Source organism: Rheinheimera mangrovi (genome assembly GCF_003990335.1).
Taxonomy (GTDB): Bacteria; Pseudomonadota; Gammaproteobacteria; order Enterobacterales; family Alteromonadaceae; genus Pararheinheimera; species Pararheinheimera mangrovi.
In genome coordinates this window covers 3,663,993-3,676,788 of record NZ_CP034683.1, presented here as the reverse complement: position 1 = coordinate 3,676,788, position 12,796 = coordinate 3,663,993, and the positions used below count along the sequence as shown (strand labels likewise).

Annotated in this window: 12 protein-coding genes; 10 read left to right on the top strand and 2 right to left on the bottom strand. The window is 45.6% G+C overall.

The window, feature by feature from the left end; genetic code table 11:
• Position 1 precedes the first annotated feature (1 nt).
• From phoU to EK374_RS16690, 4 genes are all read left to right on the top strand, one after another.
• Entirely contained in the window at positions 2 to 712 is a 711-nt protein-coding gene (gene phoU / locus EK374_RS16705; RefSeq protein ID WP_127025683.1) for a phosphate signaling complex protein PhoU, read from the top strand.
• A 151-nt stretch (positions 713 to 863) separates the two neighbouring features.
• On the top strand, positions 864 to 1,538 hold the full coding sequence (locus EK374_RS16700) for a TIGR00153 family protein (protein ID WP_127025682.1): 675 nt from the start codon (positions 864 to 866) through the stop codon (positions 1,536 to 1,538).
• A 19-nt stretch (positions 1,539 to 1,557) separates the two neighbouring features.
• Positions 1,558 to 2,826, top strand: a complete 1,269-nt coding sequence (locus tag EK374_RS16695; protein WP_127025681.1) for an inorganic phosphate transporter — start codon at positions 1,558 to 1,560, stop codon at positions 2,824 to 2,826.
• Between the two features lie 208 nt (positions 2,827 to 3,034).
• Complete coding sequence (locus EK374_RS16690; protein ID WP_127025680.1) at positions 3,035 to 3,946, top strand: hydrogen peroxide-inducible genes activator; 912 nt, start codon at positions 3,035 to 3,037, stop codon at positions 3,944 to 3,946.
• 3 nt (positions 3,947 to 3,949) lie between these two features.
• On the opposite strand, the gene EK374_RS16685 is transcribed toward EK374_RS16690, so the two are convergent.
• Positions 3,950 to 4,702 (bottom strand): substrate-binding periplasmic protein, encoded by a 753-nt coding sequence (locus EK374_RS16685; RefSeq protein ID WP_127025679.1) that lies wholly within the window; start codon positions 4,700 to 4,702, stop codon positions 3,950 to 3,952.
• Between the two features lie 180 nt (positions 4,703 to 4,882).
• Between EK374_RS16685 and queA the strand changes: the two genes are divergently transcribed.
• From queA to EK374_RS16655, 6 genes are all read left to right on the top strand, one after another.
• Positions 4,883 to 5,917: a tRNA preQ1(34) S-adenosylmethionine ribosyltransferase-isomerase QueA gene (gene queA, locus EK374_RS16680; RefSeq protein ID WP_127025678.1), complete on the top strand. Its 1,035-nt coding sequence runs from the start codon at positions 4,883 to 4,885 to the stop codon at positions 5,915 to 5,917.
• Positions 5,918 to 6,178: 261 nt separating this feature from the next.
• Positions 6,179 to 7,312, top strand: coding sequence for a tRNA guanosine(34) transglycosylase Tgt (tgt, locus tag EK374_RS16675; RefSeq protein WP_127025677.1), 1,134 nt, complete (start codon positions 6,179 to 6,181; stop codon positions 7,310 to 7,312).
• Between the two features lie 53 nt (positions 7,313 to 7,365).
• Positions 7,366 to 7,704: a preprotein translocase subunit YajC gene (gene yajC, locus EK374_RS16670; RefSeq protein WP_127025676.1), complete on the top strand. Its 339-nt coding sequence runs from the start codon at positions 7,366 to 7,368 to the stop codon at positions 7,702 to 7,704.
• A 12-nt stretch (positions 7,705 to 7,716) separates the two neighbouring features.
• Positions 7,717 to 9,567: a protein translocase subunit SecD gene (gene secD / locus EK374_RS16665; protein WP_127025675.1), complete on the top strand. Its 1,851-nt coding sequence runs from the start codon at positions 7,717 to 7,719 to the stop codon at positions 9,565 to 9,567.
• 9 nt (positions 9,568 to 9,576) lie between these two features.
• A complete protein-coding gene (gene secF / locus EK374_RS16660) occupies positions 9,577 to 10,518 on the top strand; it encodes a protein translocase subunit SecF (protein ID WP_127025674.1) in 942 nt (313 codons plus the stop codon).
• A gap of 556 nt (positions 10,519 to 11,074) precedes the next feature.
• Positions 11,075 to 12,316 carry a malic enzyme-like NAD(P)-binding protein gene (locus EK374_RS16655; RefSeq protein WP_127025673.1) on the top strand — a complete coding sequence of 414 codons (1,242 nt, stop codon included), beginning with the start codon at positions 11,075 to 11,077 and terminating at the stop codon, positions 12,314 to 12,316.
• 88 nt (positions 12,317 to 12,404) lie between these two features.
• Here EK374_RS16655 and metJ read toward each other — a convergent pair whose 3' ends face one another.
• Positions 12,405 to 12,740 (bottom strand): met regulon transcriptional regulator MetJ, encoded by a 336-nt coding sequence (metJ, locus tag EK374_RS16650; protein ID WP_127025672.1) that lies wholly within the window; start codon positions 12,738 to 12,740, stop codon positions 12,405 to 12,407.
• Positions 12,741 to 12,796: the final 56 nt, after the last annotated feature.

The following is a 12,796-nucleotide window of genomic DNA, read 5'->3' as shown; positions in this document are numbered from 1 at the left end:
GATGGACAAAATGAATTTAACAAAACACATTTCCAGCCAGTTTAACGAAGAAATTGAACAGGTTCGCAACCATGTGATGGCAATGGGTGGCTTAATCGAGCAGCAACTGGCGGATGCACTGAACGCTATTGCTAGCAGTGATGCTGATTTAGCTCGCCAGGTGATTGCCAACGATTTAAAGGTAAACGACTGGGAAATTAAAATTGACCACGAGTGCACCCGTATTATTGCTAAGCGTCAGCCTGCTGCCAGCGATTTGCGTCTGATTATGGCCATTATCAAAACCATTTCTGACCTAGAGCGTATTGGTGACGAAGCAGAGCGTATCGCTAAAGTGGCGTTGGAGTCCTTTAACAGTGCGCAGCAGGATTTGCTGGTTAATCTGGACAATATGGGCCGCCACGTCGCTCAGATGCTGCACGATGTATTAGACGCTTTTGCCCGTATGGATGTGGAAGCGGCACTAGCTGTACACCGTGAAGATAAAAAAGTAGACCGTGAATACGAAGCTATCACTCGTCAACTGATGACTTATATGATGGAAGACCCACGTTCTATTCCTAAGATCATGAACGTATTATGGTCAGCTCGTTCGATGGAGCGTATCGGCGATCGGTGTAAAAACGTCGCTGAATACATTGTTTTCCTGGTGAAGGGGAAAGACGTGCGTCATGCGGATGATGAAAAGTTAGAGCAAGACGCCCGTAGTTAAAAAACTACCGGTAAAGCTGTCATAAAAGTCTGATAAAACCTATGGTTTATCAGGCTTTTTTTATTACTGCTGTATAAGACGTTTTTATTACATCTTGATTGCAGTACAATGCGCGCCGGTTTTCATTAACTCAACAGCAAGAGGCACACTTATGCCAAATCACTTTTTGGCGGTTTTTGCGAAATCACCAATCAAGCCTTTAGAAGAGCACATCAAAAAGGTATTTGATGCCAGCTTGTTATTACTGCCGTTTTTTGATGCAGTCTTTGTAAGGGATTGGGAAAAAGCAGCCGAAGTTCGTAAGGCGCTTGTAGCTTTAGAAAAAGATGCAGACAAATTAAAACGTGATATCCGTGTGCATTTACCACGTGGCCTGTTTTTACCTGTCGATAGAACGGACTTGTTAGAACTGGTATCGCAGCAGGATAAAATTGCCAACAAAGCCAAAGATATTACCGGTCGTGTTTTAGGCCGCGAGTTAGAAATTCCTGCGCCTATTCAGGTCGAATTTAAAGCCTATTTACAGCGTTGCATCGACGCCGTTGAATTAGCCTGTGAAGCCATCAACGAGTTGGACGAGCTGCTGGAAACTGGGTTCCGCGGACGTGAAGTTGATTTGGTGATCAAAATGGTTGAGCGTATCGATGAAATCGAGCACGACACCGATCAACTGCAAATCAGTCTGCGCAAATTTGTTCGTAAAGCAGAAGCCGAAATGAATCCGGTTGATGTGATGTTCCTGTACCGCACTTTGGAGTGGGTTGGCGATTTAGCTGATTCAGCTTTAAAAGTAGGTTCAAGACTCGAAATCATGTTGGCCCGTTAATTCTTAAGGTAATTCAACGATGGATATTATTTCTCAATACGGCTTATTGCTGATTATTACTGCCGCTGTGTTTGGCTTTATTATGGCCTACGGCGTGGGTGCGAATGACGTTGCCAATGCTATGGGAACGTCTGTAGGCTCTAAAGCCTTAACTCTGAAACAAGCGTTAATTATCGCCGCCATTTTTGAAGCTGCCGGTGCCTGGTTAGCAGGTGGTGAAGTAACCTCTACGATCCGCAGCGGCATAGTAGACGCTGAAGCCTTTAAAGCAGTACCTGAGTTGTTGGTGTACGGCATGATTGCTTCCTTGCTCGCAGCTGGTACCTGGTTATTAGTAGCTACTCATTTTGGCTGGCCTGTCTCTACCACTCACTCTATTGTAGGTGCCATCATTGGTTTCGCCTCTGTTGGCGTCGGCATGGAATATGTGCACTGGGATGAAGTCAGCAGCATAGTAGGCAGCTGGGTTGTCACTCCTGTTTTGTCCGGTATTTTGGCTTATCTTATATTTATGAGTGCTCAGCGCCTGATTTTTGATACAGATAATCCACTGCAAGCTGCAAAAAAATACGTGCCTTTTTATATGGTATTTGCCGCGTTCATCATGGCTTTTGTGACTGTAACCAAAGGGTTAAAACACGTAGGTCTAAAACTGAGCACAGGCGAAGGTTTACTTTTATGTCTGGCTATTGCACTGCTGGTTGGTCTGATTGGTAAAATTGCCATCAGCCGTCTGAAAATCGATCCGGAAGCTGACAAAGAAATGCACTTTAATAACGTTGAGCGCATTTTTGGTATTCTGATGGTGTTTACCGCTTGTTGTATGGCCTTTGCACACGGTTCAAACGATGTGGCGAATGCAATTGGGCCTTTGGCTGCCGTTGTTGGTATTATTCAGTCTGGTGGTCAGATCCTGGATAAAGTCGCGTTGGACTGGTGGATTTTACCTTTAGGTGCTGTGGGTATCGTATTAGGTCTGGCGACCTTGGGTGCCAAAGTGATCCGTACTATAGGTGAAAACATTACTCACCTGACGCCAAGCCGTGGTTTTGCTGCTGAAATCGCTGCAGCCAGCACAGTAGTAATTGCCTCAGGTATTGGTTTACCTATCTCTACCACTCAAACCTTAGTGGGTGCGGTTTTAGGTGTAGGTATGGCCCGTGGTATAGCGGCTCTGAACCTTGGCGTTATTCGTAACATCTTTATTTCATGGGTTGTTACTTTGCCTGTTGGTGCTGCGTTAGCTATCGCATTTTTCTACATTATTAAGGCTTTGTTTGGCGCCTGATGCCATCCTTAGTTTGATAAAAATCCCGGCCTGGCGCCGGGATTTTTTTATGTCCATGGCAGGACTGTCTATCGCAACTGTCGGGCCATAGTCACTGCACTCTGATTTTAAACACTGTCTTTTGTCGCAAGATCTGGTGTTGTAGCTTTGCTTTTTGGTTTTATTCGATTAAATTGGTTTTAACCAAGTTTAATCATCGGAATAAAAGATGAAGCGTGTCCCTAGCATTAAACAGCTGCAGTATCTGTTGGCTCTGCATGAACATCAGCATTTTGGTCGTGCTGCAGAAGCTTGTTATATAGGCCAGTCCACTTTAAGTGCTGCTATTGCCAATTTAGAAGAAACTATGAACGCTCAATTGTTAGAGCGTGATCACAAGACTTTTATTTTTACCCCACTGGGCGAAGATGTAGTGCGTCAGGCCCGCTATATTGTCGAGCAATGTGAAGAATTAACGGAATTTGCCAAATGCCAGGGCAAACCTATGGCTGGACCTTTACGTTTAGGTTGTATCCCTACCATAGCTCCCTTTGTGCTGAGTGAAGTGATGGCTCTGGCCCGCGAGCGTTTTCCTGAACTGCAACTGTTGCTGCGCGAGGACACCACCGAAAACTCGTTACAGTCCTTAACCGAAGGCCGACTGGATTTAGTGTTGTTAGCCTTGCCCTATGACACAGGCACTTTGCATACTGAAGTGCTGGCACAAGACCCCTTTAAGCTGGTGCTCCATAAAGACTGGCTGGAACGTGGGTTTCAGCAAGATATCAGCCAATGGCCGGATGAAAGCATTTTCCTGCTGGAACGTGAGCATTGCATGACAGGTCATGCGGTCAAAGCCTGTGAGCTGGATGATAACCGCAAAGTGAACCCATTTTTTGCCACCAGTCTGCATACCTTAAGTCAGATGGTGAATAACAAACTGGGGGTGACTTTTATGCCGCAAATGGCGATTAACAGCGGTTTGCTGCGCGGCACTGAATTAGTGGCACAAAAACCTGGCTCAGGCCAGGCTTATCGGGATATAGGTGTAGCCTGGCGTCCAACCTCCAGCAAACTTCGTAGTTACCGTCAGATGGCGCAGTTAATCACCGAAGTGCTGCAACAAAAATGCAGTGACTAAAGATTAATCTAGTTTAGGTAAGGTCAGTTGAGGGTAATTGCGATAAAAAGTCTTTAACTGACCTGATTTATATAAGTCGATAAATCTTTGGTCCCATAACCTTTTGAATTTCCGGCCTTCGTCATTATCCGCGAAGCCAAGATAAATAGGATCACGTAGCAATTCTCTGTAGATAAGAGGTTGTAGTTTGACCGGGCTTTCTCCCTGCAGATACTGTAGCAACTCACTTTTTTCTGCCAGATAGATATCGACGCGGCGGTTTTTTACTAATTCAAGCCCTTGTTTGATATCTGGTACTTCATAGCCTTTTTCCTTCAGACCTAAAACCAAATGTAAATCGTAAGCCAGATCCCAGGCTAGTTTGTACTGCTGCAGTTGCGAAAGCTCTGGAGTGGCGGTGTGGGATGGATTGTAAATAGCCACTATAAGATCTGAATCAAAAGGGTAGGCGGACAGCAGCAAAGCTTTATGCTGCTGGGGGGACACTGGCGCGGACAAACCTGGAACCAAGTGGTGTTTGCCTTGCTGAACCAGTGCTATGGCTCTGCTGTAATTGGTGAGATGCCATGTCAGCTCAATCTGGTCTTTTGGATAGATAAAACGGAATAAATCCACGTAAGCACCAGTGCTGTCGGCATTGGTAAATCCGGGCCAGACTGGCGCACTGATATGAAGTTCAACCGGTTGTTTTGGCTCAGCAAAAATAGTCTGGGTCACAAAAAAACAAAACAGCATAAAAGGCAGGTGATAATTCATACCGCGACGTCTCTGGCTTTTTCCAAAGCTTAGCTGAAAATTCAGGCTTCAGTGCGGGCAGGGAAAAAGAGCTTGTGTTGAAAAAAACATCTTTGTAGACTGCGCGCCGCGCTGCAAAGCGCCTTCGGTATCGGTGTGAACACCGGTTGGATTGGTTTGTCGGTAAAGCGGACTACAACTATGCAAGTAAAAGATTTCTCCTTCGAGCTGCCAGAGCAGCTGATCGCTCGTTTCCCTAAAGCTGAACGTTCCAGCAGTCGTCTATTAAAAATGCAGCGCCAGACCGGTGAGTTATCCCATCTGGTGTTTACTGATTTATTGGCACAACTTAATAGTGGCGATTTATTGGTATTTAACAATACCCGCGTGATACCGGCCCGTTTGTTTGGGCAAAAAGAGTCAGGTGGCAAAGTTGAAATTCTGGTAGAGCGTGTGCTGGATGCTCAGCGTTTTTTAGCCCATGTGCGAGCCAGCAAAGCGCCAAAACCAGATACTATTATTCTGGTCGATGACAACACAAAGCTGAAAATGCTGCAGCGTCACGATACTTTATTTGAGTTAGAACTATTGGGTGAAGAACCTTTGCTGGTAATGCTAGACAGGCTTGGCCATATGCCTTTGCCGCCATACATAGACAGACCAGACAGCGACGAGGATAAACAAAGGTATCAGACTGTCTATAACCAGAAGCCGGGTGCTGTTGCGGCACCTACAGCGGGCTTACATTTTGACGAGCCTTTACTGGCTGCGCTGAAAGCCAAAGGCGTTGAGTTTGCTTATGTCACTTTGCATGTAGGCGCTGGTACCTTTCAGCCCGTACGGGTAGACAATGTGCTGGAACACCAAATGCACGCTGAATACATTGAAGTGGAGCAGGCCGTGGTGGATGCCATTCATGCCTGTAAAGCCCGCGGTAACAGAGTGATCGCGGTGGGGACTACGTCGGTGCGTTCACTGGAGTCTGCCGCTCAAATTGCATTACAGCAAGGCAAAAAACTACAGCCTTACAGCGGCGATACCAAAATCTTTATCTACCCTGGTTACCAGTTCCAGGTCATTGATGGTTTAGTCACTAACTTCCATTTACCTGAGTCTACTCTGATTATGCTAGTCAGCGCTTTTAGCCAAAAAGACTATGTAATGCAGGCTTATCAGACCGCCATAGAACAGGAGTATCGCTTTTATTCCTATGGCGATGCGATGCTTATTCTCTAAGCTTTCCTATCGTGACCGTAGGGGCGGGTCTTGTACCCGCCCGTCTATTGATACTGCGATTTCCATCGACGGGCCGGGACAAGCCACGGCCCCTATAAACTCTCTCGCCTCAAACTGTAATTCAATCTCGTACGGCTTATCCGCGGCAGCTTTGCTGCCATCTCAATCACTAAGGTTAAGGGTGGGGTTTGGCCTTATCTTCTGCTACAATCGGGCGCGAAAAAAGCCGGACTGTTTTTCTGGCAGAGACTGAGGTAGAACGTGAAATTTGAATTGTTAAAAACCGACGGCAAAGCCCGTCGTGGCCGTCTTGTATTCGAGCGCGGCATTGTTGAAACTCCTGCATTTATGCCTGTGGGTACTTATGGCACAGTCAAAGGTATGACACCTGAAGAACTGGACGCTACGGGAGCTCAAATCTGCTTAGGCAATACCTTCCATTTAATGCTGCGTCCAGGCACTGAGATCATCAAAAAACATGGTGATTTGCATGACTTTATGAACTGGCACAAGCCTATCCTGACCGACTCTGGTGGTTTTCAGGTGTTTAGTTTAGGTGAGCTGCGTAAAATTAAAGAAGAAGGTGTGACTTTCCGCTCGCCGTTGAACGGCGAAAAAATCATGTTAACTCCTGAGCGTTCTATGGAAGTGCAACGTGATTTAGGCTCAGACATAGTGATGATTTTTGACGAATGTACGCCGTACCCAGCCACTGAGCAGCAAGCGAAAAAGTCGATGGAAATGTCGTTACGCTGGGCGAAACGCAGTAAAGATGCGCACGGAGATAATCCATCAGCGCTGTTCGGTATTATCCAGGGCGGCATGTATCCTAATTTGCGTGATGTTTCGCTGCAAGGCCTGGAAGAGATTGGTTTTGATGGTTATGCCATAGGTGGTTTGTCTGTCGGTGAGCCGAAAGAGGATATGATTAAAATCCTTAATCACACTACAGGTCAGATGCCGCAGCACAAGCCACGTTATTTAATGGGTGTCGGCAAGCCTGAAGACATAGTTGAAGCGGTGCGCCGTGGTATTGATATGTTTGACTGTGTGATGCCAACCCGTAATGCCCGTAATGGTCATTTGTTTGTCAGCACTGGTGTGATTAAGATCCGCAACGCCAAACACAAGGACGATCCATCTGCCTTAGATGCAGAATGTGATTGCTACACTTGTAAAAACTATTCTCGGTCATATCTACACCATCTGGACAGATGCAATGAGATTTTGGGCGCTCGCTTGAATACCATGCACAATTTGCATCATTATCAGAAGTTAATGCAGGGCTTGCGTGCAGCTATTGCTGAACAAAAACTGGAAGAATTTGTGGCTGAGTTTTACCAGAAACGTGGTATGGAAGTACCGCCACTGGAAGCAAGCCTTACAGAACAATAAGATTTCATTTTTCAATTTTAAAACTTTTAATTTAAAACTTTAGGGGACATGTGATGAGTTTATTTATATCCAATGCGTATGCTAATACTCCTGCTGCAGCACCTGCTGGCGGTGGTTGGGACTTGCTGATAATGCTGGTTGCCTTTGGTCTGATCTTCTATTTCCTGATCTACCGTCCACAAGCTAAACGCGTCAAAGAGCATAAAAACCTGATGTCTGCATTAGGCAAAGGTGATGAAGTATTAACACAAGGTGGCTTAGTAGGCCGTATCGCCAAAATTGCTGATGATAAAGACTTTGTTGCTATCGCATTAAACGATACCACTGAAGTGACAGTGCAAAAATCAGCTATCGCCGCCGTATTGCCGAAAGGCACGATGAAATCACTGTAAAAGGATTTTAATGTGTTAAACCAGAACTCCATCTGGCGGTACTTATTGGTGATCATCGTCATGGGCGTCAGCATGCTGTACGCCCTGCCGAATTTATATCCCAATGATCCGTCCTTACAAATTAATGCAACCCGGGGTGCTGATGTTACTCAGCAAACCGTGGATCAACTGCAAAAAGCTTTTACTGAACAAGGTTTAACACCTAAGTCAGCTGTGTTGGAAAAAGGCCAGGTGTTGGTTCGTTTTTTAAACACTGAAGATCAGTTAAAAGCGCGCGAAGTGGCCAATGATACTTTGGGCGACAATTTCGTCACCGCATTAAATCTGGCTCCGGCAACTCCAGCCTGGCTGGATGCAATAGGCGCCGCTCCAATGAAGTTGGGTCTGGACTTACGTGGTGGTGTGCATTTCCTGATGGAAGTGGACATGAAAACGGCGATGGAAAAAAACGTCAACGATTTAGTGCTGGTATATCGCACTGATTTGCGTGAAGCCAAGGTTCGTTACCGTGCTGTGACTGCTGATGTAGCCAATTTACGGGTGAATCTGAGTTTCCGCACGGCTGAAGATCTAACTGCTGCGAAATCCCTGTTAAGCAGTAAAGACCGTGATATGACTTTTACTGAAACAGACGACCTGACTCTGGTTGCTGGTTTTAGTGAAATCAAAATAAAAGCATTACGTGAAGATGCGGTAGCACAAAACATTACGATCATCCGTAACCGAGTGAATGCCATTGGTGTGGCTGAGCCTTTAGTACAGCGCCAGGGCGCAGAACGTATTGTGGTTCAGTTACCAGGTGTACAGGATACAGCCCGCGCTAAAGAGATTTTAGGTGCTACCGCTACTCTTGAATTCCGTATGGTGGATGAAGCCGGTGATTTACAAAGTGCGATAGATGGCCGTGTGCCGCCTAACGCTCAGTTATACACTGACCGTGCAGGGCGTCCTGTGTTACTGCAAAAACGTGTGATGCTGACAGGTAACCATATTATTGGTGCCAATAGCAGCTTCGACGAATACAGTCGGCCTCAGGTGAATATCGATCTGGATGCCAAAGGCGGTAATACCTTCTCGCAAGCCACTAAAGAAGCTATTGGTAAATCGATGGCGACTGTGTTTATTGAATACAAGCCAACAGATAAAAAAGACGCTCAGGGCCGTACAATTCTTGAGAAAAAAGAAGAAGTGATTAACGTCGCCACTATTCAGGCGCGTTTAGGTCGCAGCTTCCGTATCACAGGTGTCGACAGTCCGGCAGAAGCCCAAAACCTGGCGCTGTTATTACGGGCTGGTGCTTTGATTGCTCCGATCCAGATCGTAGAAGAACGTACCATAGGCCCAAGTCTGGGTCAGGAAAACATTGAGCTGGGTACCAACGCTATTATGGTGGGTATGCTGCTGACTGTGATCTTTATGGGGATTTACTACAAAGGCGTAGGTATGGTCGCGAATTTGGCATTGGCCAGCAACGTAGTCTTGCTGATAGGCGTGTTGTCTATGGTGCCTGGCGCTACTCTGACTTTACCAGGTATGGCGGGCATACTGCTGACCATAGGTATGGCCATTGATGCGAACGTACTGATTAACGAGCGTATCCGTGAAGAACTGGCAAATGGTCGTTCAGTACAACAAGCCATTCATGAAGGTTATAACAGAGCTTTTGCCACTATTACCGACTCCAACATCACTACCTTTTTGGTCGCGATCATATTGTTTGGTTTAGGTTCTGGCCCAGTGAAAGGTTTTGCCGTGACTTTAGCCATAGGTATTATCACCTCCATCTTTACCGCTGTGACCGTATCAAGATTGTTTGTCAATCTGATCTGGGGTGGCCGTAAAGTTGAAAAGTTACCTATATAAGGAATTATGATGAAGTTTCTTGATTTTAAAGAACCGCTTAATTTTATGCGTTTCAAATCGCCGGCCATCATATTTTCTTTGTTGCTGGTGCTTGGGTCTTTATTCAGTATCTTTACCAAGGGCGTCAACTTTGGTCTGGATTTTACTGGCGGTATAGTGGTAGAGGCAGGTTTTGAACAACAAGCCGATTTGCCAAAAATCCGCACAGCTTTAGCTGCTGATGGTTTTCCTGATGCGATAGTGCAATATTTTGGTACCTCAACTGAAGTGATGATCCGCATTGCGCCACGCGCTGATGTTGAACAGGCTGTGGTGGGTGAGCAGATTATTGAGTCTATTCAAAAAGTGGAAAAGGGTGAAGTCACTAAGCGTCGCGTTGAACAGGTGAGTGCTTCAGTAGGTGACGAGCTGAAAGATGACGGTATGTTGGCTTTATTGGCCTCTTTTATCGGCATCATGATGTATGTAGCCTTCCGCTTTGAATGGCGTTATTCAGTCGGTTCTGTGGTTGCGTTAATTCACGACGTAATTATTACTATAGGTATGTTCTCTATCACAGGGATGGAGTTTGATTTAACTGTATTGGCAGCCTTGCTGGCGCTAGTGGGTTACTCTATCAACGACACCATAGTGGTATTTGACCGTATCCGCGAGATGTTCCGTAAACTGCGTGAAGCCACAGTTGAAGAGACAGTAAACGATGCTATCACATCTACACTAAGCCGGACTACTATTACCTCAGGCACTACCGCCTTGTCATTAGTAGCGCTGTTTTATTTAGGCGGCCCATTGTTACACGGTTTTGCGGCAGCTCTGTTATTTGGTATTGCCATTGGTACTTATTCTTCAATTTACGTAGCAAGCTCTGTTGCTGTGTTGTTAGGCGCAAGCCGCGAAGATTTGTTACCTGAAGTGATTGAAAAAGAAGGCGAGAATACGCCGTCTCTTTAATTGTTTAAATGGTAGCTGAAGCTAAAGGCCGGTTTCCGGCCTTTAGTTTTTCGAAGAATAAAAATTTATTCTGCATAAACTCTTTGATTGTTATCTAGCCATCTGTTTGTTCATCTATTTGATATTACTCATTTTATTAAGTGAGTTTTTTTCCTCAATTGCATCGCTAAGCAATTTTTTGTCAAAACTATCCGGCTAATGATGGCGTAAAACTGCATACTTTATCATTTTGTATTATCTGGTCTGATCAGTTTCGTTTTAGCGCTTGGCGCACCTCATAAAACTTGTTATAACAGACGTACAGAGCTCCGCTGTTGAAGTATTCGGCGGTCTGTTCCTGACAGGTTTACCCTACAAAAATACCTGACGGAACAGAGAAAACAGCAGAGTGAGTTCTGCTAAACACTGACTTGTTACTGGTACGATCTGAAAATTAGTGGTTCTAAAGGACGGTGTTGCTCTTTAGAATGAGCCACCTTTTGGGTTGCACCACAACTCTTAGCAAGTAAAAAAATAGCCCACTGGGCATACTTACCTACTCATGGAACCTCTACCTATGTCAGATTTTCGAGAACAGGCGCTGAAGTATCACGCCGAGCCTAAACCGGGCAAAATCAGTATTGAAATCAGTAAACCCGCTGAAACGGTCAGAGACCTCGCTTTAGCTTATAGTCCTGGTGTAGCTGAACCAGTACGTGAAATCGCTAATAATATTGACGATGTCTACAAGTACACAGGCAAAGGCAATCTGGTGGCAGTGATCAGCAATGGCACGGCTATTTTGGGTTTAGGTAACTTAGGCCCTATGGCCTCTAAACCAGTGATGGAAGGCAAGGCCTTGTTGTTTAAACGTTTTGCTGGCCTCGATTCGATAGATATTGAAGTCACACACCGCACTACCGAAGAGTTTATCGATACCGTAGCCAATATTGCCGATACCTTTGGTGGTATTAACCTGGAAGATATTAAATCACCTGAGTGTTTTGAAATTGAAAAAGAGCTGATTAGACGCTGCAACATTCCGGTCTTTCATGACGATCAGCATGGCACAGCTATTGTGACAGCTGCAGGTTTACTCAATGCGTTGGAAATTCAGGGCAAAGACATCCGTAAAGTAGTAATTGTCTGCTTAGGTGCTGGCGCTGCCGCTATTGCCTGTATGGAACTGCTGATTAAATGTGGCGCGAAACGCGAACATATTTATATGCTCGACACCAAAGGTGTGATCCACACTCGCCGTAACGATTTGAATAAATACAAAGAGTTGTTTGCCAACAATACCGACAAACGCACGCTGGAAGATGCAATGGAGGGCGCTGATGTATTTGTGGGGGTGTCAGGTCCTGATGCCTTACCAGCCGAAGCCTTAAAGCTGATGGCGGATAAGCCGGTGATTTTTGCCTGCTCGAACCCGGATCCGGAAATTAAACCTGAACTGGCGCATGCCCAGCGTAGTGATTTAATTATGGCAACAGGACGTTCGGATTACCCAAATCAGGTCAACAACGTCTTGTGTTTCCCCTTTATTTTCCGTGGTGCCTTAGATGTACGTGCCAAGGTGATTAACGATGAAATGAAGTTGGCGGCAGTGCATGCGATTCGCGCTATAGCCAAAGAACCTGTATCTCAGGCGATATTAACTGCAGCTCAAGTAGATAAACTGGAGTTTGGTGCGGATTATATTATTCCAAAGCCAATGGACCCACGTTTATTATCCCGTGTTGCCCGTGCAGTGGCTGAAGCTGCTGTGGCATCAGGAGTGGCGCGTTTGCCAATGCCTGAAAACTATATGCAGTAAATATAAAGGGGTCAGAACTTTAGTTCTGACCCCTTTATCTGAGCCAATCAGCTGATTTGTGGGTCAGAGCCAAGGCTCTGACCCAGTATTACTCTTCGTCTGATTCCGCTTCCTGGATCACAGGAATTGGCTTACCCATACTGGTTAAAATATCACGCACTTCCACCGGGATTTGATGTGGATTGTCTTTGCGTAAATCTTCATCTGCCGGCAAAGGCTGGCCAGTGAACGCATGTAAAAAAGCTTCACATAATAATTCGCTGTTGGTGGCATGACGCAGGTTGTTGACCTGGCGGCGGGTTCTTTCATCTGTTAACACTTTCAAAACGTTCAACGGGATAGAGACTGTAATCTTTTTCACCTGTTCGGACTTCTTTCCGTGTTCCGCATAAGGGTGAACATACTCACCATTCCACTTTGCCATAGGGATACCTTGATTGAATTTAGTTATATGGTCTGCTGACCTTTGCTACGTTGCGC

What these genes read in the sequence shown, in the direction of transcription:
- phoU (WP_127025683.1), top strand. Translation starts at nt 2, where the DNA reads ATGGACAAAATGAATTTAACAAAACACATTTCCAGCCAGTTTAACGAA.
- EK374_RS16700 (WP_127025682.1), top strand. Translation starts at nt 864, where the DNA reads ATGCCAAATCACTTTTTGGCGGTTTTTGCGAAATCACCAATCAAGCCT.
- EK374_RS16695 (WP_127025681.1), top strand. Translation starts at nt 1,558, where the DNA reads ATGGATATTATTTCTCAATACGGCTTATTGCTGATTATTACTGCCGCT.
- EK374_RS16690 (WP_127025680.1), top strand. Translation starts at nt 3,035, where the DNA reads ATGAAGCGTGTCCCTAGCATTAAACAGCTGCAGTATCTGTTGGCTCTG.
- EK374_RS16685 (WP_127025679.1), bottom strand. Translation starts at nt 4,702, where the DNA reads ATGAATTATCACCTGCCTTTTATGCTGTTTTGTTTTTTTGTGACCCAG.
- queA (WP_127025678.1), top strand. Translation starts at nt 4,883, where the DNA reads ATGCAAGTAAAAGATTTCTCCTTCGAGCTGCCAGAGCAGCTGATCGCT.
- yajC (WP_127025676.1), top strand. Translation starts at nt 7,366, where the DNA reads ATGAGTTTATTTATATCCAATGCGTATGCTAATACTCCTGCTGCAGCA.
- secF (WP_127025674.1), top strand. Translation starts at nt 9,577, where the DNA reads ATGAAGTTTCTTGATTTTAAAGAACCGCTTAATTTTATGCGTTTCAAA.
- EK374_RS16655 (WP_127025673.1), top strand. Translation starts at nt 11,075, where the DNA reads ATGTCAGATTTTCGAGAACAGGCGCTGAAGTATCACGCCGAGCCTAAA.
- metJ (WP_127025672.1), bottom strand. Translation starts at nt 12,740, where the DNA reads ATGGCAAAGTGGAATGGTGAGTATGTTCACCCTTATGCGGAACACGGA.